At 61.2% G+C, this 25,333-nt stretch carries 24 protein-coding genes and 1 tRNA gene; 12 read left to right on the forward strand and 13 right to left on the reverse strand.

Annotated elements, in window-relative coordinates:
* Positions 1-138 precede the first annotated feature (138 nt).
* Both ASE72_RS12495 and ASE72_RS12500 read left to right on the forward strand, forming a co-directional pair.
* On the forward strand, positions 139-3,138 hold the full coding sequence (locus ASE72_RS12495; RefSeq protein WP_056022316.1) for a glycosyl hydrolase family 28-related protein: 3,000 nt from the start codon (positions 139-141) through the stop codon (positions 3,136-3,138).
* Between the two features lie 90 nt (positions 3,139-3,228).
* Positions 3,229-5,046: a DUF885 domain-containing protein gene (locus ASE72_RS12500; protein ID WP_056021507.1), complete on the forward strand. Its 1,818-nt coding sequence runs from the start codon at positions 3,229-3,231 to the stop codon at positions 5,044-5,046.
* 93 nt (positions 5,047-5,139) lie between these two features.
* On the opposite strand, the gene ASE72_RS12505 is transcribed toward ASE72_RS12500, so the two are convergent.
* The 6 genes from ASE72_RS12505 to ASE72_RS20280 all read right to left on the reverse strand — a co-directional run bounded on the left by ASE72_RS12505 (position 5,140) and on the right by ASE72_RS20280 (position 8,844).
* Positions 5,140-6,021, reverse strand: a complete 882-nt coding sequence (locus ASE72_RS12505) for a hypothetical protein (RefSeq protein ID WP_056021511.1) — start codon at positions 6,019-6,021, stop codon at positions 5,140-5,142.
* A gap of 38 nt (positions 6,022-6,059) precedes the next feature.
* Positions 6,060-6,290: a CsbD family protein gene (locus tag ASE72_RS12510; protein ID WP_056021514.1), complete on the reverse strand. Its 231-nt coding sequence runs from the start codon at positions 6,288-6,290 to the stop codon at positions 6,060-6,062.
* On the reverse strand, positions 6,287-7,819 hold the full coding sequence (locus ASE72_RS12515; RefSeq protein ID WP_056021517.1) for a PAS domain S-box protein: 1,533 nt from the start codon (positions 7,817-7,819) through the stop codon (positions 6,287-6,289). The genes ASE72_RS12510 and ASE72_RS12515 overlap by 4 nt, the downstream gene beginning before the upstream one ends.
* Positions 7,820-7,822: 3 nt before the next feature.
* Positions 7,823-8,188, reverse strand: coding sequence for a CsbD family protein (locus tag ASE72_RS12520; RefSeq protein WP_056021520.1), 366 nt, complete (start codon positions 8,186-8,188; stop codon positions 7,823-7,825).
* Positions 8,189-8,222: 34 nt separating this feature from the next.
* Positions 8,223-8,543, reverse strand: a complete 321-nt coding sequence (locus ASE72_RS12525) for a hypothetical protein (protein WP_235532360.1) — start codon at positions 8,541-8,543, stop codon at positions 8,223-8,225.
* Between the two features lie 136 nt (positions 8,544-8,679).
* Entirely contained in the window at positions 8,680-8,844 is a 165-nt protein-coding gene (locus ASE72_RS20280) for a hypothetical protein (RefSeq protein ID WP_156350412.1), read from the reverse strand.
* Positions 8,845-9,056: 212 nt separating this feature from the next.
* Here ASE72_RS20280 and ASE72_RS12530 point away from each other — a divergent pair, with 212 nt between their 5' ends.
* Positions 9,057-10,715, forward strand: a complete 1,659-nt coding sequence (locus ASE72_RS12530; RefSeq protein ID WP_056022319.1) for a glycoside hydrolase family 43 protein — start codon at positions 9,057-9,059, stop codon at positions 10,713-10,715.
* A gap of 737 nt (positions 10,716-11,452) precedes the next feature.
* Here ASE72_RS12530 and ASE72_RS19695 read toward each other — a convergent pair.
* Both ASE72_RS19695 and ASE72_RS20285 read right to left on the reverse strand, forming a co-directional pair.
* A complete protein-coding gene (locus tag ASE72_RS19695; protein ID WP_082445967.1) occupies positions 11,453-12,550 on the reverse strand; it encodes an acyltransferase family protein in 1,098 nt (365 codons plus the stop codon).
* A gap of 157 nt (positions 12,551-12,707) precedes the next feature.
* The gene (locus ASE72_RS20285) at positions 12,708-13,613 is read right to left on the reverse strand and encodes a hypothetical protein (RefSeq protein ID WP_156350414.1); all 906 of its coding nucleotides are present in this window, start codon (positions 13,611-13,613) and stop codon (positions 12,708-12,710) included.
* Positions 13,614-14,318: 705 nt separating this feature from the next.
* On the opposite strand from ASE72_RS20285, the gene ASE72_RS12535 reads away from it, so the two are divergent.
* The 3 genes from ASE72_RS12535 (at position 14,319) to ASE72_RS20290 (ending at position 17,778) form a co-directional block, all read left to right on the forward strand.
* Positions 14,319-15,470, forward strand: a complete 1,152-nt coding sequence (locus ASE72_RS12535; RefSeq protein ID WP_056021526.1) for an acyltransferase family protein — start codon at positions 14,319-14,321, stop codon at positions 15,468-15,470.
* A gap of 332 nt (positions 15,471-15,802) precedes the next feature.
* A complete protein-coding gene (locus tag ASE72_RS12540; protein ID WP_056021529.1) occupies positions 15,803-17,299 on the forward strand; it encodes a lipopolysaccharide biosynthesis protein in 1,497 nt (498 codons plus the stop codon).
* A gap of 140 nt (positions 17,300-17,439) precedes the next feature.
* Positions 17,440-17,778, forward strand: a complete 339-nt coding sequence (locus ASE72_RS20290) for a hypothetical protein (RefSeq protein WP_156350416.1) — start codon at positions 17,440-17,442, stop codon at positions 17,776-17,778.
* Between the two features lie 10 nt (positions 17,779-17,788).
* On the opposite strand, the gene ASE72_RS12545 is transcribed toward ASE72_RS20290, so the two are convergent.
* The 3 genes from ASE72_RS12545 to ASE72_RS12550 form a co-directional block, all read right to left on the reverse strand.
* A complete protein-coding gene (locus ASE72_RS12545; RefSeq protein WP_056021532.1) occupies positions 17,789-19,003 on the reverse strand; it encodes a polysaccharide pyruvyl transferase family protein in 1,215 nt (404 codons plus the stop codon).
* 36 nt (positions 19,004-19,039) lie between these two features.
* Entirely contained in the window at positions 19,040-20,428 is a 1,389-nt protein-coding gene (locus ASE72_RS19700) for a Coenzyme F420 hydrogenase/dehydrogenase, beta subunit C-terminal domain (protein WP_082445969.1), read from the reverse strand.
* Between the two features lie 75 nt (positions 20,429-20,503).
* Positions 20,504-20,995: a hypothetical protein gene (locus ASE72_RS12550; protein ID WP_056021535.1), complete on the reverse strand. Its 492-nt coding sequence runs from the start codon at positions 20,993-20,995 to the stop codon at positions 20,504-20,506.
* A 36-nt stretch (positions 20,996-21,031) separates the two neighbouring features.
* Here ASE72_RS12550 and ASE72_RS12555 point away from each other — a divergent pair, with 36 nt between their 5' ends.
* From ASE72_RS12555 to ASE72_RS12570, 5 genes are read left to right on the forward strand one after another with little or no spacing between them, the layout of a single operon-like run.
* Positions 21,032-21,574, forward strand: a complete 543-nt coding sequence (locus ASE72_RS12555; RefSeq protein ID WP_156350418.1) for a hypothetical protein — start codon at positions 21,032-21,034, stop codon at positions 21,572-21,574.
* Entirely contained in the window at positions 21,571-21,738 is a 168-nt protein-coding gene (locus tag ASE72_RS20545; protein WP_162235476.1) for a hypothetical protein, read from the forward strand. Before ASE72_RS12555 ends, ASE72_RS20545 begins: the two co-directional genes overlap by 4 nt.
* On the forward strand, positions 21,735-22,274 hold the full coding sequence (locus ASE72_RS12560; protein WP_156350420.1) for a hypothetical protein: 540 nt from the start codon (positions 21,735-21,737) through the stop codon (positions 22,272-22,274). Before ASE72_RS20545 ends, ASE72_RS12560 begins: the two co-directional genes overlap by 4 nt.
* The gene (locus ASE72_RS12565) at positions 22,271-22,453 is read left to right on the forward strand and encodes a hypothetical protein (RefSeq protein WP_056021544.1); all 183 of its coding nucleotides are present in this window, start codon (positions 22,271-22,273) and stop codon (positions 22,451-22,453) included. The genes ASE72_RS12560 and ASE72_RS12565 overlap by 4 nt, the downstream gene beginning before the upstream one ends.
* 33 nt (positions 22,454-22,486) lie before the next feature.
* Positions 22,487-23,599 carry an integrase gene (locus ASE72_RS12570; RefSeq protein WP_235532341.1) on the forward strand — a complete coding sequence of 371 codons (1,113 nt, stop codon included), beginning with the start codon at positions 22,487-22,489 and terminating at the stop codon, positions 23,597-23,599.
* A gap of 50 nt (positions 23,600-23,649) precedes the next feature.
* On the opposite strand, the gene ASE72_RS12575 is transcribed toward ASE72_RS12570, so the two are convergent.
* Positions 23,650-23,726: transfer RNA gene (locus tag ASE72_RS12575), tRNA-Arg, on the reverse strand.
* Positions 23,727-23,784: 58 nt separating this feature from the next.
* Between ASE72_RS12575 and ASE72_RS12580 the strand changes: the two genes are divergently transcribed.
* The gene (locus ASE72_RS12580; protein WP_082445970.1) at positions 23,785-24,534 is read left to right on the forward strand and encodes a queuosine precursor transporter; all 750 of its coding nucleotides are present in this window, start codon (positions 23,785-23,787) and stop codon (positions 24,532-24,534) included.
* Between the two features lie 120 nt (positions 24,535-24,654).
* Here the strand turns inward: ASE72_RS12580 and purQ are convergent, their stop codons facing one another.
* Positions 24,655-25,323 (reverse strand): phosphoribosylformylglycinamidine synthase subunit PurQ, encoded by a 669-nt coding sequence (gene purQ / locus ASE72_RS12585; protein WP_056021547.1) that lies wholly within the window; start codon positions 25,321-25,323, stop codon positions 24,655-24,657.
* Positions 25,324-25,333: the final 10 nt, after the last annotated feature.

Genomic DNA, 25,333 nt, shown 5'->3' on the forward strand with positions numbered 1-25,333 from the left:
ATGTGGCGCGGCCGGTGCGCTCTGCGCCGGACCGGACCCATGCCCGACGACGAGAACGACGACGACGACGACGGCCGTGGCACGTGATGCGCGGACGGCCTGGCCCTACACGACGCGACCAGCGACGGGAGACGGATGATGGATGTGAGATGGCTGCTTTGCGGGGTGGCGCTGCTGCTCCCGACCCCGGCTCTGGCGAAGACCAGCTCGGTCTATCTCAGCGCGCCGGGGGATCCGCGCGCGATCACCGTCCGCGGGGTCGGCGATGGCCGGGCCGACGACAGCGCCGCGATCCAGCAGGCGATCGATGCCGCCGCGGCGGACGGGAAAGGCGGGGTCGTGTTCCTGCCGTCGGGCCGATACCGGATCAGCCGGACGATCTTCGTGCGGTCTGCCGTGCGGATCTTCGGCGTCGGTGCGACGCGACCCGAAATCCTGCTGGGCGACGCCGCGCAGGGGTTCGGATCGGGCGTCGCGGCGATGGTCAGCTTTACCGGCGAGGACCAGTACCGCGTCGGCAAGGCGCCCGTGCCGCCGCGCACCAGCGTGCCGTTCGACCCCAGCATCTTCGATGCGACATCGAGCACCTTCTATTCGGCGATCTCGAACGTCGATTTCAGGATCGGCACGGGCAATGCCGGCGCCGTCGCGGTCCGGTTTCGCGTCGCACAGCACGGGGTCATCCGGCACTGCGACTTCCATATCGGCTCGGGTCTGGCGGGCGTGTATCAGGCGGGCAACGAGTTCGAGGACCTTCGCTTCTTCGGCGGTCGCTATGGGATCATGTCCGAAAAGACGTCGCCGGCATGGCAGTTCACGCTGATCGATTCCGACTTCGACGGGCAGCGCGATGCGGCGATCCGGGAACATGAGGTCGACCTGACGCTGGTGAACGTCGCGTTCCGCAACACGCCGGTCGGGATCGAGATCGACCGCGGCCATTCGGACTCGCTGTGGGGCAAGGACGTCCGGTTCGAGAATGTCAGCCGCGCCGGCGTCGTCATATCCGCCGAGAACAGCGTCTTCACGCAGATCGGCTTCGACAATGCGGTCGCCGCGAACACCCCGACCTTCGTCAGCTTCCGCGACAGCGGCAAGACGATCGCCGGTGCCGCCGCGCGCTACCGCGTCAAGGACTTCTCCTACGGGCTGAAGCTCGCCGGTCTCGGGATGATCGGCGCATATGCGACCGATATCGACATGGCGCCGCTGTCACGCTTGCCGGCACGGCGCGCGCCCGCGATCCGCGCGCTGCCCCCGGTACGGTCGTGGGCGAACGTCCGCGATCTGGGCGTAAAGGGCGACGATACGACCGATGATACCGTGGCGCTGCAACGTGCGATCGATACGCACCGCGTGCTGTATCTGCCGATGGGTCGGTACCGCGTGACGGAAACGCTCAAGCTGCGCCCCGACAGCGTCCTGATCGCCCTGCATCCGAGCCTGACACACGTCTATCTGCCCGACGAGACGCCCGCCTATATGGGGGTCGGCGGCGCCAAGGCGTTGATCCAGAGTGCAAAGGGGGGCGATGCGATCGTGTCCGGGCTCGGGCTGTGGACGGGGGGTGTCAATCCGCGTGCGACCGCGCTGCTCTGGCGCGCGGGCGAGGCGTCGCTGGTCAACGACGTCAAGATCCAAGGCGGCGGCGGGACCGTGCTGACCAAGGGGAGCCCGATCGGCTTCGGCGACCCCCGCTCGCGCTTCGACGGCCAATATCCCAGCATCTGGGTGACCGATGGCGGCGGCGGCACCTTTGCCGCGCTCTGGTCACCGAACACGCTCGCATCCGCCGGGTTCTACGTGTCGAACACCAAGACGCTGGGGCACGTCTATCAATTGTCGGCCGAGCATCACTATCGGGCGGAAATCGTCCTTGATCATGTCGAGAACTGGGAGTTTCTCGCTCCCCAGACCGAACAGGAGGTTCGCGACGGGGTCGAGGCGGTCTCGACCGAGATGCGGAACTCGCGCAATATCCTGTTCGCCAATTACCATGGCTACCGCGTCACGCGGACCGCCGGACCGATGGACGCGGCGGTCAAGCTCTACGCATCGGGCAATATCCGCTTTCGCAACGTCCATGTGAACGCCGAGAGCGGGTTCGCGAGCTGCGACGCCAAGGGGTGCGGGACGTTTCTGCGCGCGAGCAAATACCCGTTCGAGAACGCGATCCTCGACGTGACACGGCAGCAACAGGTGCGCGAGCGCGAGTTTGCGCGGCTCGATGTCCCGGCAGCACCCGCGCTGGCCGCGACGACCTCGGCGATCCCCGTCTCGACCGGCGTCGAAAAGCTCGCGGGCGGCTTCTACTCGATCGCCGGCGGCGCGGTCGACGCGCAGGGCAAATTATACTTCATCGACCGTCATTTCCAGCGCATCCACAGCTGGACCAAGGCGGGCGGACTGTCGATCGTTGCGGATGCGCCGCTCGATGCGGTCAACCTCGCGGTCGACGGGTCGGGGAGCCTGCTCGTGCAGTCCTCGGCGGGCCGCGACGGCAGCGTGTACAGCATCGATCCCGCCAAGCCTGACGACGTCCGCGTGATCGCACCCACCGCGACCCGGCCGCACCGCGGATCGCGCACGCTGATGCCCGTCAACGTGTGGGCAAACGGTGAATTCGACGACCGGATCGACCCTGTGACCTATCAATACCCGACGATGGCCGACCTGTTCGCCGCCAAGCTGGGCGAGACGCGCGCGCAGGAATATGTCTCGCCCGACGGATCGCTGTCGCTGCCCGCGTTTCGCGTGTGGAACCAGGGGCCTGAGGATCATCGCGGGTGGCGCTGGTCTGACACGCTCGACGCCTATGGGCTGGTCGGCACCCGGCCGGGCGAGCGCGTCGTCCTGACCAACGGATCGGAGAACCGGACCTATAGCGGGCTGGTCGGCGATTCAGGACAGGTAACCGACCTGAAGGTCGTCGCCGATCGCGGCGGCGAGAGCGCGACGCGCGACGCGGCAGGGAACGTCTATGTCGCGAACGGGCAGGTGTTCGTCTATCGGCCCGACGGCGCGCTGGCACGGCGGATCGACGTGCCCGAACGCCCGCTCCAGCTCGTGATCGGCGGGGAGGGGGGGCGTACGCTGTTCATCCTGACGCATCACGCGCTGTACGCGACCGCGCTCTGAGGCGGGGCGGCGAACGCTAAAAACCGTGACGGTGCGATTGCGTCGGGCGGGGCGGCGGGCGAGAAGCGCGCATTCCCACAGGAGACTGCCATGCGTTTCGCCCTTGCCCTCATGCTGTTGCCGACGATCCCGCTCGTCCTGACGGGTGCGTCCGCACCGGCCCAGACGCCGCAAGCGTCGAAGACCGGGGTGCAGGATGCCGCGCTGCTCGCGTTTCTTGACGAGTCCTATGACGCGCAACTCGCGCTCAGCCCGGAATCGCAGACGCAGCTGGGCCTGAAGACGAATTACGATCGGCTCGACGACTATACCGACGCCGCGGCGCTGCGATCGCAGGCGCTGTCGGAGCGGCAACTTGTCGCGATGCACGCGCAGTTCAAGCCCGAGATGCTCGGCGAAAGCGCGCGCGTCAGCTACCGGCTGTTCGAATATGAGGTCGCGCGCGGCCGGGCCTCGCTGCCGTTCCGGACGCTGCGTTTCCCGGTGTCGACCAATGGCAGCCCGGCGGGGGACATCCCCGTGCTGCTGATCAACAACCACAAGGTGGCCAGCGTCGCGGATGCGCAGGCCTATATCGCACGGCTTCGCGAGACCGAGCGAGTGATGCGCGAGGTGTCGGCGACGATGCGGACTCAGGCCGCCGCCGGGATCATTCCGAACAAGGTCAATTTCGCCCCCGCACGCGCCGATGCGCGCGCGGTGATCACGGGTGCGCCGTTCGACACGGGGCCGGATTCGACGATCATGGCCGATTTCGCGAAGAAGGTCGCGGCGCTGGACGCCCCCGCGACGACCAAGACGAAATTGCTGGCGGAGGCGCGCGCCGCGCTGACGGGGCCGTTCCGTCGCGGCTACGACACGATGTTCGCGACGCTCGACGCGATCGAGCCGCTGTCGAAGGGCAATTTCGGCGCGTGGAGCCTGCCGAACGGCGCGGCCTATTATGCCGACCGGCTCAAGAATTCGACCACGACCGACCTGACCGCGGACCAGATCCATGAACTCGGCCTCAAACAGGTCGCGGCGATCCGGCAGGAAATGGAGGCGATCAAGCGCGAGGTCGGGTTCACGGGTACGCTCGAGCAGTTCTTCGACAAGATCCGGACCGATCCGGCGCTGAAATATCCCAATACGGCGGCGGGTCGCGAGCAGTATCTGGGGGACGCGCGCGGTGTGATCGCATCGGTGATGGTGGCGGCACCGCGCTATTTCCGGACCTTGCCCAAGGCGCCGCTCGAGGTGCGCGCGGTCGAGAAATGGCGTGAGGGGACCGCGTCGACCGCGTTCTACAATCCCCCGTCGGCGGACGGATCGCGGCCGGGCATCTATTACGTCAACCTCGTCGACATGAACCAGACGCAAAAGGTTCAGGTCGCGGGCATCGCCGCGCACGAAGGCGCGCCGGGTCATCATTTTCAGATCGCGCGCCAGCAGGAGCTGACCGGCATCCCGAAGTTCCGCAAGTTCGGCGGATATGGCGCGTATATCGAGGGCTGGGGGCTGTATTCGGAGCGGCTCGCGAACGAGATGGGGGTGTACAAGACGCCCTATGACCGGTTCGGGATGCTGTCGCTGCAGGTGTGGCGCGCGATCCGGCTCGTGCTCGATACCGGCATCCATTCACGCCGATGGACGCGCGAGCAGGCGATCGCCTATTTCAAGGCGAACAGCTCGGTCTCGGACACCGACATTGCCCGCGAAGTCGACCGCTATTTCAACTGGCCGGGCCAGGCGACCAGCTACATGGTCGGGCAGCTCAAGATCACCGCGCTGCGCAAGCGCGCCGAGCAGGCGCTGGGGCCGAAGTTCGACATCCGCGACTTCCACGAGGCGGTACTCGACCAGGGCGCACTGCCGCTCGACGTTCTGGACGAGCAGGTCGAGCGCTACATCGCCGCGCATAAATAGGCGCGACCGGGGTGACGGCGGCACGGCAGGGCCGGTCGCCGTCACGATAGGTGGAGCGGCGTCGATCACGGGGATGATCGACGCCGTCTTCGTTCAGACGCGGCGGTGGCGCGTCGCGGTGGTTGCGCCGAAGCCGGCTGCGGCCGCACCGACCAGCAGCGCGATGACGATCATGAACGACGTCCCTGCGGCGGCACCGGCGGCGGTGTCGGTCGCCGACTTGGCGGTGTCGATCGTTTCGTTCTTGGTCTTGACGAACTGCGCCTTGGCACGCGTCACCTGCGCCTGAGCCTCGGGACGGCTGATCTGGCGCTGCGCCGCGACGATGTCGACGATCCGGCGTTCGGCCTGGACGCCGTCCTGGCCACCACGGGCAAGCGCGGGGAGCTCCTTGGCGATTTCCTTCTGCGCCTGTTCCGGCGTCATCCGTGCCGGATCGGACGGTGCGTCGGACAGATAGGCAGCGGCCTCCTCGCGGACGTCGCCCGTATCGACGCCGGCGACGTCGGCGACCTTGGGTGCTGCAGCACCGATACCAGTGCCGGCAGCCGATGCGACCGAACCGACGGTGCGGAAGGCCCCACCGATGATCCCGCCGACGGCCGAGGTGAGCAGGTACATCGTCAGGATCAGCGTCACGCCCCAGACGACCAGACCGTGAACCAGACCGTCGAACCGGTCATGCACGCCGGCAACGCGCGCCGCCGCATAGCCGCCTGCGCCAAGCGCGATGACGGTGGTGATGAGCCAGTAGATCCCGGCACCGATGCCGAAGCCCGCAGCGCCCGGGGTCGTTCCCTCGACCGGATCGACCATCGTCAGGCCGATGCCCGTGCCGAGGATGCCGAGCACGAGCTGGACCGCGACCGCGAGCACGACGCCCGCAAAGATCGCGCCCCATGACAGGCGCGTCACGCCCTTGCCGTAGCGTGCGTCGTCGACCGGCAAAACGCCGGGTGTTACATTGGTCGTCATAGAATCTCCTGTTGTATCAAAGCTGTCGACGGACGCGCTCAGTCCTTGTCGTCCGTATCGATGGGGGGTGTGGCGGGGTGTTCGGCACGCGCCTGACGCGCGCCGGCCGCGGTCTCGCGTGATCCCTGCTGCTCGACCACCGGGTTGCCGATGATCTTGCCGATCGCTTCCTGCACCGATCCCTTCGCCTGCCGCGCACGACCCTTCGAGGCCGCGCCCGCGGGCTCGATGCCGTCTGCCTTGGCGCCTTTGGGCTTGGGGGTGGTCATGATGCAGTCTCCAGCAATGAGGTGCCGCGATCGTGCGATATCGTCACCGACTCGCCGTCGAAGCCGCGCGCGCGCGCCCAGGCCGCGGCGGCGTTGCGGCGATTGACGCCGATCTTCGAATAGATCCGCGCGACGTGGTTGCGCACGGTGTTGCCCGAGACGTCGAGCGTCCGCGAAATCGACTTGTCGTCGAGCCCGCGACAGATCAGCGCGAGCACGTCGCGTTCGCGCGGGGTGAGTTCGTCGAGCCCGACGCCCGGCGGTTCGGCCTGCGGCGCGCGGATCCGCGCGAGCTTTTCCATGATCGACCGGCTCAGCCAGCTCGTATCCTGCATCACCGCCTCGATCGCGCGGACCAGCTCGCGTTCCGACGCCTTGCGCACGCTGATGTCGCGCATCGCCCAAAGCACGCAGGTCTCGCCCGCGAGCTCGATCTGTTCGGCGGACACGATCCCGTCGAGCACGTCGCCCGCCTTGGTCCTGATCCGCACCTCGCGGTCGCGGATCGACCGGCCTGCGCGGATCTCCGCGTCGATCGCGTCATCAAGGCCGGGCGTTTCCCACAGGCCGACCTCGCTCAGCGGTCGGCCGATGATCTCGTCCGCCGAAAAGCCCGTCAGGTCGGTGAACGTCTCGTTGACGTCGCACAGCCGGTTGCCGTCGAGCGTACCGATCGCAAGCGCGACGGGCGCCCAGGCGAAGGTCCGCGTGAAGCGTTCCTCGCTCTGGCGCAGCGCGGTTTCCGCCTTCCGGCGCGGCTCGAGATCGGCGAACGTCAGCAGCATGCAGGGCTCGTTGCCCATGTCGATCGGCTGACCCGCGACGATCACCAGCTTGGTGCTGCCGTCGGGCAGGGTGAGGTCGGCTTCCATCTGCGGGATCGTCCGTCCCTGGCACAGCCGTTCCTTGGCGAGGTCGCGCTTCTCGGCGTTTGCCAGCACATCGATCGCATAGAGCGTCTCGCCCAGCACCGCGTCCTGCGTGTGACCGGTCATGTCGAGGAAACCCTGGTTGACCTTCACATAGCGCAGATCCGCCAGCCGGCAGATGATCGCCGGCGCGGGGTTGGCGTTGAACGACTGTTGAAACCGATCCTCCGCCTCGAACTGCGCCGAGACGTCCTGGATGATCATGACGAGGCATTCCGGCTCGTCATTGTCGTCGGTCAGGACGAGGCTCCGCACCTGATGCGTCCAGCGCGGTTCGTCCTCGCCGGCGACCGCGACCTCGACGACGACTTCCGAAAACGCCTCGCCCGACACGACGCGCTCGATCGGGTAATCGTCGCCGGCGACCTTGTGATTGTTGCGGTAGCGCAGCTGGAAGCGCTGTCGATAATCATCGACCGTGCCGCCGAGCTGCTCGACCGCGTCGACCCCGTGCATCCCCAGCGCGGCATCGTTCGCCCACAGGATCGACTGATCCGGATCGACGAGGATCACGCCTTCGTCGAGCCCCGCGATGATCTGGCGCAGGTGGCGCAGATCCGCGGAGTCGCGAAGCGTCTTGAGGACAGGGGCGGTCGCCATGACTTAGTCGCGACGTCCGTGGACGAGCCATGCGATGCCGTAGCCGATCGCAGCGGCGCCGAGAGCCCAGAGAAGGGGGGCATCCTCGGCGGATGCCTGCGCCGCATGCGCGCCACGACGCGCCGCCTCGGCAGCACGCTCACCGGCATCGCGCGCCTCGGCGCCGATCTTGTCGGCAAGCTCGGGTGCGCCGTCGACCGCATCGCCGATCGCGGACTTCGCGCGACCATAGAGGTTCTGCGCGCCGCCCGCGACCTGGTCGACGACGCCGTCGACCTGCCAGTCGCGGCTGTTGACGGTGTCGCCGACGGCCTTCTCGACCTTGCCGCCGACGTAGCGCGTACCGCCCTGGAATTCGTCCTTGTTCATGTCGTCATCCTTTGGTTGAGTGGATCGATGGGGTTCAGGGCAGCACGCCGCAGCCCGCGGCGGCCTTGCCCACTTCCAGCGCGATCGCCGGATCCTTCACTTCGCCCGCAACGCGGATCAGATCGGACGGGGTAAGCACGCCTGGCGTCGTGTCGTCGCGACGATAAGCGGTGGCGGCCTTGCCAAGACGCTGGAGCTGGCCGAGCGAGAGATTGGCCTGGAGCCGCGTGCCGACGCAATCCGCGCGCGAGGCGTCGAGGCCATAGCGCTGCAGGCCCGTCGAAATGCGCGTCGCCGGAGCCGCACATCCAACGATGGGCAGGGCGAGTGCGAACGGCGCGATGATCGCGATCACTCTTTTCAAGGCTGCATCTCCGGCTCTGCCGGGCGCATCATCGCATCCGGACCGGACGCTTAAACCTTGAGCCGGTTCGCAAGTTCCTGGTATTTATGTGTCTATAATTGGGCCAAAAATACCATCCTGCTCCGGGTTAGTCAGTACCCCTGTCATGGTACATCCGGGCGAATTTCTCATGGAGTCGCCGCGTCGCGACATCGTCCGCAACACTCGCGCGGCCACGATGCCATTCGGCACGGCGCTGGAAATAGGCGGCGTCGTCTTCGTCCTTCGCCTGATCGATCTGGTCCGTCGTCATCACAGTGGCATCCCTCACGTTTGCCACGTTGATAGCTGCCGACAGATCGCTGTGCGTGATCCGCAAGGACTATGCCGGGGGGTAGAATCGTCAGCGGGCGCCCCACGGACCTTTTCATCAACAGCATGATGCGATTACTGTCATGGGAGCGGTATCAATCGTGATCCACACCGTGAGGTGGACGCGCGCCAATGGACGAGGATCTTTACCCCATGCGACTTCGAACGCTGTCAGCAGCCTTGACCCTGCCGCTTCTCGCAGGGGCCGCATTCGCCGCGGAGCCGGCGCGGTTCAGCCGGTTCACCTATGAGGGGCGCTCGCAGGAACGCGTGACGGTCGGTCCCGGCGAGTATCGCAACCCGATCCTGTCGGGCTATTATCCCGACCCGTCGATCACGCGCGTCGGCGACGATTACTACATCGTGCTGTCGTCGTTCGCGCATTTTCCGGGCCTGCCGATCTTCCGCTCGAAGGATCTCGTCAACTGGACGCAGATCGGCAATGCGATCGATCGCCCCGAGCAGCTCGATTTCAAGGGGATGCGCACCTCGCAGGCGGTATTCGCGCCTGACATTTCGCATCACGACGGCGTGTTCTACATCGTCAACACCTGCGTCGAGTGCAAAGGCAATTTCGTCATCACCGCCAGAGATCCGGCCGGACCCTGGTCGAACCCGATCTGGTTGCCGTTCGAGGGGATCGACCCCTCGATCTACTGGGAGGGCGACCGCGCCTATATCGTCAACAACCGCGCGCCCGACGAGCCGCCGCGGTACGACGGGCACCGCGCGATCTGGATCCAGGAATATGACTGGCGAGCCGGCAAGATGGTCGGCGAGAGCACGCAGCTGATCAATGGCGGGGTCGACATCACCAAGAAGCCGGTCTGGATCGAGGGGCCGCATATCTTCCGCAAGGACGGTTTCTACTATCTGAGCGCGGCGGAGGGCGGCACGAGTGTCAATCATTCGCAGGTGATCCTGCGCGCCAAGTCGCTGCGCGGGTCATACCAAGCTTATGCCGGCAATCCGATCCTGACGCAGCGCGACCTTCCCGCCGAGCGGCCCGATGCGATCACCTCCGCGGGGCATGCCACGCTGATCGAGACGCAGACCGGGCAATGGTGGGCGAGTTTTCTCGCGGTGCGCCCCTATACTGGCGACTTTTACAATATCGGACGCGAGACGTTCCTGCTCCCGGTGACGTGGAAGGACGGCTGGCCCGTGATCCTGCCTCGGGGGAAGGCGATCCCGTTTGCCGCAACCGCCCCGGCCTTGCCACGCGGTGCGAAGCCCGTGCTGCCGACCAGCGGCGATTTCGGCTATGTCGACGAGTTCGACGGCAAGACGCTCGCGATGCAGTGGGTTGGCGTGCGGACGCCGCGGACGCCGTTCTACACGCTCGATCGCGGCGACCTCGTGATCACCGGCGGCGCGCCGATCGGCGACATCACCGGCGTTCCCGGCTTTGTCGGACGCCGCCAGCAGCACCACGTCGCGACGATCGGCACCACCGTCCGCTTCACCCCCTCACAGGACGGCGACCGCGCGGGGCTCGTCGCGATGCAGAGCGACGCGAGCTATCTGTTCTTCGGCATCACGCGCATCGCCGGCACACCCGCCGTCGCGCTCTACACCCGCGACAAGGGGGGCGCCGAGCGGCTGGTCGGATCGGCACCGCTTCAGAAGACGGGGCCGGTGACGCTGACGCTTCGTGCCGACGGCGGGACGCTGGCATTCGATTACACGATTGCTGGGACCAGTCGGACGCTGGCGGACACGGTCGATGCGCGGTTCCTGTCGACGCGCACCGCAGGTGGCTTCACGGGGACGCTGGTAGGTCCGTACAGCTGGTCGCGATCAAGCCAATGACGAGGATTGGCGCGCCCGGAGGGGTCTCAATAATTGTGCAAATTCAATAGCATGGGTAGTCTAACCCAGCCCGCAATGGCGACGGCGTTCTGCGGCGTCCCGTTGCTGGTGTCTAACCGAAGGCGGCTCGGTTCGCGGTAGTTGTGAGATATCAAAAACGCGTCAGGATTGCAGCTAGCTTTGCCGTAAAATACGCGTGCAGCAGAACCAATCTATGCAGGGCAAAGGGATATGACTTATCAAGAGGCCTTCGCTCATTTGCAGATGCTGGTGCGCACTTTGCCCGGGCGGGTTCGAGCGGGGAACGCGATTCTTCCGCTAACGAACGGCCTAAGGATCCACATACCAACACTCAAGTCAGAGATCGGAGACTCCAGCAGAGGTTATTCGGTCATCAAAGGTCAAATTCGGGTGCCGTATGCGCATCGACGAGTTGGTGAATCTAACCGTACAGTCGTTCGCAACCTCGAGGCCAATGTTTAAATCCCCAGATGGTCCCGTACAAGTTGCAAGAAACGGTTTGAGGCAAGGCAAATAAATCCTAATGTTAGAATAAGGAATAGTGGAACCAACCAAAATATACATAGCGCAATATATATAACTATCATTAGCCAATAACCCTTACATTGGCGGTAGCATATTGAATGCTTGGTTAGAAAACACTTTGTTAAGTGGGCAAGTCTACAGCATGTGCGACCTTGGGCAGGGTCTCACATGCTGTAGGAACTATCATAGCGTTAGGCGGCCGGAGCAATAACTGGTGCCTTTGCCGAAAATCGACCACTTTTTCCAGTTACGGCTTTTGCAATTTTCGCTAATGGAACTTCGAATAATTTATAGCTTATAGTCGCTGCAACAAGACTGATAATTATAATTGCAAGTATTCCGGACGAGGTAATGATGGCTTCACTTTGACCGTGCGCCATACGTCTTATTATAGCCCAACCGGCACCAACAATAAACATGTGTAGAAGATATAGAGAATACGAGATATTTCCGAGCCATGACCAAAGCGCCCCAGATCGCTTGAAGAAACGCTCAGCGGATAATGCAGTAAGTACCACCGATACCGCTGCCGATGTTAGCGCCAAGTGTCCAGGAAGCGCGCGATATTCCTCATGTGAATATTGCAAAGCCCAGTAAATGGAGCCGATAGCGACCACTACAAGAAACGGGAAATAAGGTGAGACGCCCTCCATCAACGTGGGGCGCTGGCGGAATGCTTCACAAATTACAACACCTGCTGCGAATGGCATCAGATTCAAGTTTAAATAAAAGGCAGGTATGCCGCTGCGAATTTCAACTCCGAACGAGCCGAATATCAATACGATCATGATTGAAATCAGGCATACCGATCTGATGAGGCCGGTGCGACACCAAAAAAGGGTGCAGACTATCGCGTAGAAAAACATCTCATAGTTAAGGGTCCACCCTAATTTGAACAATGGGCGCCAATCGTTAGTGCCGGGCAGCGGGTCTGGAACAAAAGCCAACGACTTGATAAAGTACAAGATGTCGAAGGTAGTATTTTTAAACATAGACGGAAGTACGATTGCCAAGCCAGCAACTAACAATGTCGTAATCCAGTATAGCGGTACTACGCGCATAAACCGTCGTATCGCAAAATTACTAGGGCTAAACCGTCCATTGCCAGAAGCTAGAGTGATTACGAACCCGCTTATAACAAAGAATATCTCAACGCCAAATCGCCCGGTAAATAGTGCAGGAACGCCGCCGAGCTTTCCATGTTCTAGCGAGTGAGCAATCACAACGGCAAGAGCGGCTAAGCCTCGAAGTCCCTGTATAGAATAAACTTGTGACTGACTGTTTTTCATTATCCCCCCCAGCAAAATTTCCGCATGGGTATCACGCGGAAAAGCGGGAGAGGTGCATTTGATTCTTACAATTTCCTAAAAGGGTACAGTTGCCGTAAATATGGCCATTACGGCTATACAAACACTCGGTGAGGGTGGCTTAGGGAACGCCCGGAACTCAACGCACGTTGACGTGCGTATTTATCGCATTTCCGTGGGCTGTGCGGCCGCAACTTTTGCCGAGCATAAGCTTTACGTTGGAGGCACTTCCGCCATCGTGATAGCGAACAAAAGGGGTGCCGGCCGGAACGGCGATCACACATTCATCGATTTTGACAAATGCATTCGGTCCTAATGACAAAAGTGGTTGCTTACCCCCTGATTTGAATGTCACCCTTTTAGCCGTCAGTGACCCCGCGCCCATTCCGTGTGTTCCATCAGTGCGAGTGTTGGTCTCTATGTGTATCTGTGATGGATTTATGCTGTCGATACTAGTCGCTGATACCATCGAATACCAAAAACGGTAATTCTTCTTATTACCGGTAGACTTTACGCGATCGAGTAATACGTCGCGCGCTTTGCCATCGTAACCACCATCGGTGCAGCCAGATAAAACTACGTCACGTAGCGTGAGTCCAACAAATCCCCATTCCGCGTCGATGCAGTCTCCCTGACGATATTTTTCGTTTGGGACTGTCGTCCAATCGCGGATCGTCGTGCGCTCTATCAAGAGACTCTGACCGTGCTCGGCGTAGACCCCCGCAGGATAGAGGGTATTGGGCTGCGGTTTGACGCCAGAGATAGTGCTGTCTCGTATCGTAATGTTACTGCTTTCCCGTTCCAAGTTGACTCCCCGTTGGTTGGCGCTGATCGTCGCATTCACAATCACGGTTCCAGATGGATCCCCTTTGTTGTCATCCAGCCAGCGGTAGGAGCCAGCTGAAATATAAGGCTTTTGAACTGATCCAATGCGAGCATTGGGCTTCGGTGTAACGCTAGATGCCGCAATCGCAGGGCTGGCGATCAAGATGGCGCTCCATATCATTTTAGATGCCATTTGCTGAAGCTCCTTATTGTCGATCAACGTCGATGCCGCCGGGCATCATATTTGGCAGTAGAATTGTATGCCTCTTACTCAAAAGAGGATAGTGTTGTGTCGCACTGACGGTTGATAGTTTCTCTTATCGTCCTCCCTGGTATAAGGCGATGCCCGCTGCGTATGTATTAGACGACGGGGTAGTTATTAAAGACGACGGTATCTAGCAATGCTATACTATCTATTATAAAAAGCGAATCCAGACGCGGGCTCTCTCGGCGAAAAGTAGTCGTACGGCATTTAACCCATACTCAAGCTAGGCAGTGCGCGGTTCTATGTCGCATGACTGACCAAGCTTCAATGACCCTAGACAACATCTATGCTATCGGGATCCGCAGCATACCGATGCGATACCGTTTCGGTCTAGATAACAAGGTCGCTGGCTACCGGTCGATCGGGGATCGAACCCGTGCCTTAGCCGTCGAAGCGCGCGCTTCGACGGTGGCGAGTCGGGTTGGTGCTGAATGCGGGCGCGGCCCCAGTCTGTTGGCGCCGGTTCTATGGAGCGCAACGCGATCGAGGGGGGGGCGGGCACTGAACGGCAGAAGGTGACCCGCTCTACCGTCCAAGCGATGAGACATTATTGATGCGCTGAAGCGGGATTAGCATCCCGCAAATATACACTTTGCGTCGGCCGCTCAGTTGCGCTTGTCAAAGAGTTCGGTATGCGGTTCCCGGCAAAGCGGGGGCGAAATGAATCAGCGTTTTAACGAGATTGTTGGCCTGCGATTCTACCTCGCCGTATGGGTGGCGGTCGGGCACGGCATGCGGCTCGCCGGTTATGCCGACGAGTCCAGTCCGGTTACTAGCCTTCTACTAAACGGCGATGCTGCGGTGGTCATCTTTATGATCATTAGCGGCTTTGTGATTGCGCATCTCATCGCCACTAGCCGCGAAGCTTACGTGCCATATATCATTCGTCGGTTTTTTCGGCTGTATCCAGCGTTCGTGGTGTGCAGCCTGCTAGGGTACTTTTTAATCGAGCCATGGGCTCAACTTACTGCGGCCGCGCCGTGGTCAGATGAGAAAGGATGGACGGCGTATGCCAATGCCGTTGAGGGCATTGCTACGTCTCAACGCGAACATTTGGCAGCGCATTTGTTCGCACATGCGACGATGCTCCACGGCATGATCCCGCGAGAGATCCTACCCTACGCGGCTCGTACCTTTTTACCCGCGGCGTGGAGCATTTCTCTCGAGTGGCAATTCTACCTCATTGCCCCTTTAATCCTCGCGGCGTGTCGCTCGTCGCGAGGTCTGACTGTGCTGACGGTGACTGCCGCAGCCCTCTATGCGCTTGCATGGAAGGGCCTCTTTGGTCACTTTCTTGGTCTTTCATTCATTGCGATGGCGTCGCCCTATTTCGCAATCGGCATCGCTTCGCGGCTGGCATTCCCGAAGCTCGTCAACCTGCCGGTCTCGCCTTTGCCTGCTGCTGTCTTGGCTGTATCAGTAGCGATATCTCTGACTAAAGATGCCGTTCCATTAGCAATCTGGGGCGCATTTTATAGTTATCTGTTATGGCAGAACAACGACCGGCTCACTGGGCGGATGTTTCGGCTGGTAACGACCCCGAAGCCCTTATTTATTCTTGGAGAAGCCTCGTATTCGCTCTACCTGCTTCATCGGCCGATCCAGGTCATCTTAGCAGTCATTCTCGCTGGGGCTGTTGGCGCATCGCAACGCGGAATGCTGGCGGTGCAGCTGATTGCAATTCCAATCGCGGCGCTATTCAGCCTCGCGCTGTTCTTCGGCATAGAAAAGCCATTCATGAAGTTCGCCAAGAGAGTTACGGTGAGCAAGAAGCCGGTGTCGCCAGCTGAAATTGCCGCAACTGGCCCCTGACGCCTTTGCCCTGGAAAGGTCGCAGGGGTCAGCTAGCGCTAGGGCAGCCCCTGTCCAACGGTGATTCTGCTCCGGCGTAAAGGCTCGGCAACAGAGCGATTTGTGTGGACATGCTGCCTGAACTTCTGTCGGCGACGTCGTCGGTTGCCTTCCGGTCAGGCGCGATAAGCGTCGGCGTGGCTGGATCAATCACCTTGCAATCTCATGCCAAGTGTCGCCAATCGAGCCAGCGGCCTTACAAATTGCTTCTTTCAATTTACTCTCGCCCTTTTTAACGGGCATCACACGTAAAAGCCGACGCTGCGTCGATGCGATTAGAAGGTCACCGTCGGATGAATGTGAAGCGGAAGCTTGCTGCCAGCAGCGTGTGGACGGTGACAGCCAGCGTTTTCAACAACGTATCGACCATGGTGGTCTTCATTGCGCTGGCGCGGCTGTTAACCCCCGCACAGTTCGGCATCGTGGCCTTCGCCTCGGTCTTTATCGAGTTCAGCCGAATCCTCGTGGTCGCCGGCATACCGGATGCGTTGATCCAGCGGCCGGAATGGGACCGGGACGTGTCGAGTACCGCGTTCTGGACCAACATCTTCATCGGCATTGCGATCGCGGCCATCCTGTGCTTCGTCGTCGCACCAATCGCTGGCGTCTATTACGACCAGACGTTCAGTTATGTACTTGCGGCGCTGTCGGCGCTTTTGCTGATCGAGGGGGCCTCGACGGTCCATACCGCCAAGCTGCGGCGCGAGTTTCGCCACAAGATCATTGCACGGCGAAGCATGAGCGCCAACGTCATCGGCGGCATCATTGGCGTCACGCTAGCCTATTTGGGCTGGGGCGTGTGGGCTATGGTCATCAGCCGGCTTTTTGCGTCGGGCATGTCGAGTCTGCTGCTCTGGCAATCCTCTGGCTTCCGTCCGCGGTTTCATTTCTCATTCGCCGAATACAGGCAGTTCGGTCGGTTTAGTTCGCACCAGCTTGGCAGCCAGTTGCTCGCCAACGGCAATGCTCAGGTCACCGCGCTGCTGATCGGTAGTTTTCTTGGACCGGCCGCAATTGCGCAGTATCGCGTCGGATCGCGCGCGCTTAATATGCTCGTCAGCCTGGTGATCACACCTTTGCAGTCGGCCTCCATGTCCGCCTTTTCTCGCGTCCACGAGACAAATGGGCAGATAGGTCCTGCGTATCTGCGCGTTACCCGCGCCTGTGCGCTACTAACCTGTCCCTTGTTTTTCGGAATGGCCGCGACGGCGCCTGACATCGTACGTCTGATGTTCGGTCCAAAATGGCACGAGGCCGGATTGATCATGATCGCACTTGCACTGGTGGTCGGGCCAGCGACGCTCAATTATTTTCAGAATCCGGCATTGTCCGCTGCGGGGCGTACCGGCCTCACATTCTGGGCGACCCTGGTAGGGTTCGTGGGCAATCTCGTGGTGGCGCTGTGCACCGTCAGTTTCGGACCCATCGCTGTAGCGGCGGGACATACTCTCCGGGCGTACATCACTACCCCCTTGTCTCTGCGCTTTGTTGAGAAAGGTATCGGCGTATCTCCATGGCGCGCCATCACCAATATCGCGCCACCGTTTATCTGCGGCGCATTGATGGCGATTGTGATTACGACGCTGCGGCTATTCGTTCTCGACGACGTTCCTGCGATCGCGCGCTTCGTGCTCTGTGTAGGGGCGGGCGGCATGGTCTATCTCGCTGCGCTTTTGATCTTCGCCCGCAAGTTTACGGTGGCAAACATCCGCGAGCTCCAGCCGCTCTTGCCGCGTGCCATCGGTGGACGCATCGAGCGGTTCATGCCTGCGCCCGTTAAGAGCGTGTGAATTTACGTGGCCGAGGCCGATCGCGAGGGTTAGCTATGCCTTGTGGTTGCTCGCGGCATGCCCCGCAATACGTGGCCTAGTGCTCACTTTTTATGGCTTATGAGCCGCGCGAAAACCGCGTCTGTCCCGGAGATATAGAAATGCGTTTCTTTGCCAACGATAATTCTAAAATCAGCGTCGTGGCTGATAGTATCGTGAACCGTAGTCCGCCTAATACACCAACCGATCGGATCTATCTGGTTCTGGATTATTGTTCACTTAAGGCATGGGTCGAAGAGGGCGATGCGAAATTTTATGCGCCCGAGACAGAAGACGGAGGCGGTACATTTTGGCTAATCGATAACGACGACGCATTCCTCGACTTGGAAGAATTCTTTGATGGTAGCCGTGCCATGTTAGCCAGAGAACTGTCGCGGCCTGGATCCGCAAGCCGCGACATTCAAAACTACTGTACGAGGTTTAAGTCTTCGCGCTTATAAACAATAACGGTCAAAGGCGCAGAAATTCTTTGACGCGTTCGAAGTTTATAGAAGCACGATTATTCATTTCAGCAGCCGTGTTTGTTGTCGGCCCGTTATCGATTGCCGCCTCGAACGCCTCGATCAACCGTGCGGTCGTCAGGTTCGCGACGTCGATCGTCAGAGCGGTGCCAAGCTCCTGACCATAGTAGTCGCGCATAATGCCCCACGCCTTTCGTGAGTACGCGATTGATACAGTAGGTATGCCCTGTGACATCGATGCGATCGTCGCGTGGGTCCTTGCCCCGACGAGCGCGTCGCACAATCCGATAATGCCCTTGTAATCAGATGCAGAGAGAGTCGTCAGTGAGAGCAGTACGTTCTCCTGAGGGGCTTTCACTCGCTTCATCACCTCGAGACAAGCGTAGATATCGTTGTTCTTGGGGTCACGTTCCTGCACGTGCGGGATCACAACAACGCCGTACCCCTTAGCATTAAGGTGATCGACGAATGCGGCAATCTCATTAAGATACTCGTCCGGCTTCAATTCGGAGCGGAATGAGAGGATACCTGAACTCACCGACAAGCCCACCAGCTTGCGGCCGGCTACCGGAAACCGGTAAATGTCTTCGAGGATCGAACGCGCCTCCTCCTTCGGCGTAACTGGCAGTAGGAATGCTACGTCAGCCGTTTGCTCGGCATTCAGTTCGGGAAACTTGTCCTGAAGATAGCCAAGCGTCTCGGACTCGCGAACAGTGCAAAGGACAACCGTCGACATGAGCTTACGGAAACGCTCTTCAGCGGCCGGGCTAAACGGTCCAAGCGTTTGTGCAAGAAGCGCGACCGGTCGGCCTACCGCAAGAGTCCGGGCATGCTTTGCTAAGCCGCCGTAGTCGGAGGTGAACACGTCACCCCCAGTGGCTATCAACAAGTCGGAGCGACGCAAATTGGCAATTGCCGCCGAACCCTTTCCCCGCTTCTCAGCGATGCCGCCGATAGTGGCATACGCAGCTTTCTGAGCGGCGGGTGACCATGATGGCTTTGGGATTGGCGAGGTCGGAAAAACGCGATCGATACGGTCCGCGAAGGCGCGCGCATCATATACCGCGTCAGCGCTATCCAGATTGATCGTGACATTCTGTCTACCGCAACTGTTGGCGACGCCATCTGCAATGGACGCGACCAGTGCCTCGCAGCCACCGTTCCGGGCGCCAGTCATATTGGTGATCGTCACAATTTTTTTCATAGCGTTCGATAATCCTTCCGGCAGACGTCGATGCCCCTAGATGATGTTAAGCCGTTTGGCGATGTTTCGGACGATCGGCAGCCGGCCAATCCGTTTCTCCAGGCGGCCGAGCTTTGCCATCTGACGGACATGAGGCTCCATTTCTGCCTGGAAAACCGAAAAGTTGTTCGCAGCCTTCGCACGCCGGAACGCTGCGTGGCTTAGCTCGCCCATGGCTCGTCGCAGGCGAATTACGGTGCGACGTAGCTTTGGCACAGGGCGACTACCGGGGGCGATGCGCTTTGTAGGAACAGGGCGCCCCAAGCGCTGATCATCGGCTAGCCGAACCGACAAGCCATCCCATCGATGACGGAAATTGCCAGCCTGGGAGGTTGCGATTTCATTTGGCGTTAGCGTGTCGTATCCGATCGCGCCGGATGATTTCCCGTCTTCTAGGATCGCGTCGATGGCAGGGTTGCGTGACACAATCAGATTCGTGCCCCGGCTGTCCTGGCTATATCGGGGGAGCCACGCATCGCCAAAACAGACGTCTGCAGTTTCTGCAAAAATGTCGTCGCAAAAGTTGCAAGCGTTTAGCTGGAACATGCCGTGGCCCCAATTGCCACCGAGGGTCCTATTTGTCTGCTTTGAGTGCCATTCCTGATCATGTGAGCTAAGCGCTGCATGACGGTATGCATTGGCTGGTTCGCCGGGAACCTTGACGCGAAAATCGAAAGCAAAAAGATCGTTCGGCGGGACGTCGGCTTGCCATGCTAAAGCTTCGGCGAACGCTGACGTTTTTAAATGTCCGCATACTAGTCCAACCCGGAAGCGTATTTGCTCGTCCAAATCCGGTATCTCACCCATCAGAATGCTGGCGGCTTTAATAAAACAGGGTACGCCAACTATTACATACCGTTGCCCATCGCCGATTATTGATTGCAGGACGTCAGCCATATGTGTTGAATAATACACGGACTTTCGTCGTTCGGGACGCAGAACATCTCCGCGAGAGATCACGTAACCGAATAGCCTCTGCTCACCATCCGGCTCCCGGCCGACGTGTATGACACCATCCACAAGATCGCGGTCCATTAACTGTGCGACGAGCCAACTTGTCAAACCGCCCGAACTACTATCTTGCAACGCGGCATCGTCGGATAGGCGCCCTGCCGCTAGATCCGTATAATGCCCTATCCGCTCGTCGAACGCATGTTTCCCATCGTTAAAACGATGAGAGAGCTGGTTTTCGTTTGGCGAACGATCTGAAAATGGACAGGCTTGCGGAAGCTCGATTGCACGTTGATCCGACAGTCTGAGATCAGGCTGTGCTGAGCCATGCTCGCTGAAACCCATCACTATCGCGCCCTTAGACATGACCGCGCAACCGCCGCACCCCACGCAAAACCCGCCAAACACGACATCGCGAACCGATTCGATAGCCATTTGCTACTCACTGATTTTGAACAGCTTCGAGCTATGTGCATCGCGAGCGGTTTGGCAACCCGGCATAACGCGTCCTTACCTACCCTCAGCGCGAGCTTTGGCTGAATTTCTGATTTCGTACCAAGTGCCCCCAATCGATCGGACCGTCGTGCCGGTCGGCAGCTGAAGTTTCTTGGCCCATGCCGCGCCCAGCTTCACCAGCCCGTTGCCATCGCGATCATCGAGAACTTGGCCCGCATCGAACCCCCGCGGCGCGGCGACCGTCACCGGCGTGTTTACCGCATAGCCCCTGGCATCGCGGGTGCAGTTCTTACCCCAAGTCACCCGGGCAGCCTTGCCGCCCCACTGGAGCAGCGTGCCGGCCGGGACGGCGATCACGCATTCCTTCACTGTGATCGAGACAGCGTACGTGTTCTCGATACGCAGCACCGGCGCCGTAGTCCTGCTGCTGACGATGAGCCGATCGATGACGACCGCTTGCGCAGCCCTAGCGTTCAGCCAGACATGCGCGCCCGACGGCTCCTTGCTGAGCCTGCCGTTCGCGGCACCCGACAGTGTTCGAGCCATGCGGCGCCGTCACTCTGCCATGATGGCGCCAGCTGAATGTCCGTTCTGGATCGGCGTCGTTCGCTCGTTGCGCGCGAGACAGGATCGGATCGGTGTCGCCTGCCTGTTCATCGCCATGGCGCTGTTCATCATGATCGCTGGCCGCTTGGCCTGGGCGTATGCCGTGGGTGCATTCTGATGCCTTGGCACCACGCACGCACGGTGACATCCGAGTTTTGGTTTGGCCCAGCCGCTACCCGCGACGAGGCCATTGCAAAGGGCAAGCTGCGTCACGGATCGCGGTTTGCGGTCGCGGAAGGGAAGCCATTCGAGAACGATCTCAATGTCTTCGAACCCAACGTCGCGCCCGTCTTCGATCGCTTCGACTCGCTCAACGATCAGAACTTCGGCGAGAACGGTGAAGGCGGGCCGCTGCACTGGAACGATCAGGCATGCGCGGACTTGTCGCGGCGGTTGAACCGCGTCTTTGCCGAATGGGCGACGGAGCACGGCTATCAGAGCAGCTGGCAGCTCGATCTTGCCGATCCCGAAGAGATCCGTTCCGTCCTCACCCTCGCACGCGCGGAGGCCTGCGCATGAGCGCCTCCATGCAGCTGATCAGTTGGGCGGCGACACGCACAACTGAGGCGATCGTCGAGCACATTGCCGATCGCCTCGCCGCAAAGGTAAAAGTGCGCGTCGTCGCAAAGCTCCAGCGTCGTACGGTAGCAAAGCCCCGAAAGCGGGGAGTGCCGACCACATGAACACACGTCCCCGCTTCACTCATGCCTACGACGAACTAGCGATCGTAGCAGAGCACGTTCGCGCGCAGCGTGCCGAAGGCGATCCCGCCCTCGTGGAGCAGGGTCGAATGACGGCGGCGGTCGCGGCTACTCGGTTGCGGGTTGCCGCGACGATCGCCATCGACTGGCAGCATTACGCGAAACTCCGGCTGCCCCCCATCGATGCGACGACTAGGCCGGAACGGATCGAAAGCATTCAGGGCGCGCTGGCCGGCCATCGGCAACGGATGGAGCGAGCGCGGCAGGCGATCGCCAATGAGTACGGCGAGGGCTTTCTAGTGCGCTCGATGACGGAATTGTGGGCGCTGGTCGATTCGCATGATCCGTCGACCGCACGGGTGCGGCCCTTCCTCCATCATGAAGGTTGCACGGCGGCACTGGAGGCGATGCTCTGGTGGGAACGCATGCCGCGCGATCGTGGCATTCGCTTCCTCACGCGCATGAACATGGATCTCCGCGCAATGGGGTATGTAGTGCAGGAAAGGGCAGCAGCATGAGCGCCGCAGCACGCTTCAAGGAAGCCGACGTGACCCGCGCGGTGCGCGGCGCAGCGAAGGCCGGGATGATGGTCGGTCGCATTGAGATTGATCCGAACGGAAAGATCGTCATCCTAAGTCAATCGGTCGCCCCTCCCACCGATCCGAACCCTTGGGATATAGTCATTGGCAAAGCCTGACCGAATTAATGATCGTGGAGAGGTGACCCCCATATGACTCGCCGCCGGTTCCTCCCCGAATACGTCAGCAGCTTCAAGGATCGGCATGGCAAGGAGCGGCTGCGATTCCGCCGCAAAGGTTTCGCGGGCGGCTATTTTAAGTCGGCCCTCGGCACCGAGGATTTCCGTACCGAGTATCGCGCATTCATGGATGCTAGCGAGACGGTCGGGGTTGCAGTCGACCGTGCGATCCCGGGCACGATTGCTGATCTCGTCGCGCGCTACTTCGCGACCCCGACGCGCCTTGGCCCCACGGTGATCACCCAGAGCAAGGTCCGCAGCATCGTCGGCCGGTTCAGCGAGGAATACGGCAAGCTGCCGGTCGCTTGGGTTGGGTTCCAACACATCGACGCCATCGTGACGGCGAAGACGCAGCGGAAGATGGTGCACACCGCGCGCGGCCTGCGCCCGATCGGCGGGCCAGTCGCAGCCGGCAAGCTGCGCAAGGAGCTGGTGCGCCTATTCAATTTCGCCGTGAAGCTGCGCATGATCCCAACCAACCCGGTTTTGCTGGCGGATCATGTCAAGCTATTGGTCGAGCAGCGATCCGCCGGCTATCATACTTGGACCGAAGACGAGATTGATCAGTACCGCGCGCGCCACCAGCTAGGAACCAATGCCCGTCTAGCGCTCGAACTCTTGCTTTGGACCGGCCAGCGCCGCAGCGACGCGATACGGATGGGCCGACAGCACATCGTCGACGGCCGGATCAAGGTTGTACAGGACAAGACAGGGAAGGTCTTGTGGATCGCGGTCGCGCCCCAGCTGCTGGAGGCAATCGTCGCGATGCCCGCCGCCAAGAACCATCTGTGCTTCCTGATCAACGAACAGGGGCGTCTGTTCACGCGAGCGGGTTTCGGCAACTGGTTCCGCGATAAGTGCGACGCGCCGGGTTCCCTCAATGCACGGCGCACGGACTGCGCAAGGCGATCATGCGCCGCATGGCCGAACTCAACCAAGGCAACCAAACCAGGAAGGCGGTGTCCGGTCACAGGAAAAACGAGGAGGTCGCTCGCTATACGGAAGCGGCCAATCAGCGCAGCATGGCAGACGACGCAATTGGCATCCTCGCGCGCTGGGAGATGTCGAACCGTGCAGAGAGGTTAGACACCCACGTCTCTGAAAGTGGCTGAATTCCGCCGTCTTATGAGTGGGATTGGCGCGCCCGGAGGGAGTCGAACCCCCGACCGAGGAGGTAGAAGCTCCTTGCTCTATCCAACTGAGCTACGGGCGCGCACGGCCACCGATTAGCGCGCATTGCGCGGGCTTGGAACCATGATCATAACCCGGCGATGAATATCGTCGAAAACGATCCCCCCGCACCCGTCGCGGCGCATGCGGTACAGGGTGGCCGGTTCCGCTATTTCGACTTCGTGATGGCGGCATTCGTCACCATCCTGCTGTTGTCGAACGTCATCGGGGCGGGCAAGCGCGCGGTCATCGATCTACCGCTGATCGGGGTCTGGCCGTTCGGGGCAGGGATCCTGTTCTTCCCCGTCAGCTACGTGCTCGGCGACATCCTGACCGAGGTGTACGGCTATGCCTATGCACGCCGCTGCATCTGGGCGGGGTTCGGCGCGATGCTGTTCATGGTCGTGATGTCCGCGGTCGTGGTCGCGTTGCCGCCCGATGCCGGGTGGACCGGGCAGGCCGCCTACGAGTCGGTGTTCGGGCAGGTTCCGCGGATCGTGTTCGCGTCGATCGCCGCCTTCTGGGTCGGGGAGTTTGCGAACAGCTTCGTGCTCGCGCGGATGAAGATCTGGACGGGAGGCCGCATGCTCTGGACGCGCACGATCGGCAGCACGATCGTCGGGCAGGCATTCGACAGCCTGATCTTCTATCCGCTCGCCTTTTATGGCGCGCCCGACTGGCCGGTCGAGGCGATGCTGATGGTGATGATCAGCCAGTTCGCGCTGAAGGTGTCGTGGGAGGTGCTGCTGACCCCGCTGACCTATCTCGCGGTGGGATGGCTCAAGCGCCGCGAGGGGGTCGACGTCTATGACGAGGGGACGGACTTCTCGCCGTTCCGCACACGGGTTTGACAGTCCGTCATCCCAGCGGAGGCTGGGATCCAGGGCTACAAAAGTTGCCGCTCCTGGCCCTGGATCCTGGGTCGAGCCCAGGATGACGGTCTATGCGCTGACGGGTTAGGCGCTGACGGTTTAGGCGCTGACGGCTTCCATCAGGCCTTCGAACAGGCGGCGACCATCCGTGCCGCCGTGCGCGGCTTCGATGCGGCGTTCGGGGTGCGGCATCATGCCGAGCACGTTGCCCTTGTCGTTGAGCAGGCCCGCGATGTTGCGCGCCGAGCCGTTGACGCTTTCGGCATAGCGGAACGCGATGCGGCCTTCGCCCTCGAGGCGGTCGAGCGTCTCGGTGTCGGCGAAGTAATTGCCGTCGTGATGCGCGACCGGGAAGGAGACGCGCTCGCCCGCCGTGTAGCCCGACGTGAAGCGCGACTGCGCGGTCTCGACGGTCAGCGCGACGTCGCGGCAGACGAAGTTCAGTCCCTCGTTGCGCATCAGCGCACCGGGGAGCAGACCCGCTTCGGTCAGCACCTGGAAGCCGTTGCAGATGCCGAGCACGGGCAAACCCTTGCCCGCCTGCTCAACGACCGCGCGCATGATCGGCGAGCGTGCGGCGATCGCGCCCGAGCGCAGATAGTCGCCGTAGGAGAAGCCACCGGGCACTGCGACCAGCCCGACATCCGCGGGGAGGTCCGCGTCACCGTGCCAGACCATCAGCGGCTTGACGCCGGTCACTTCCTCCAGCGCGACGGCGATGTCGCGGTCGCAGTTGGATCCTGGGAACACGATGACTGCAGTCTTCATGACAGTACCA

The organism is Sphingomonas sp. Leaf20, assembly GCF_001421535.1.
GTDB lineage: Bacteria > Pseudomonadota > Alphaproteobacteria > Sphingomonadales > Sphingomonadaceae > Sphingomonas.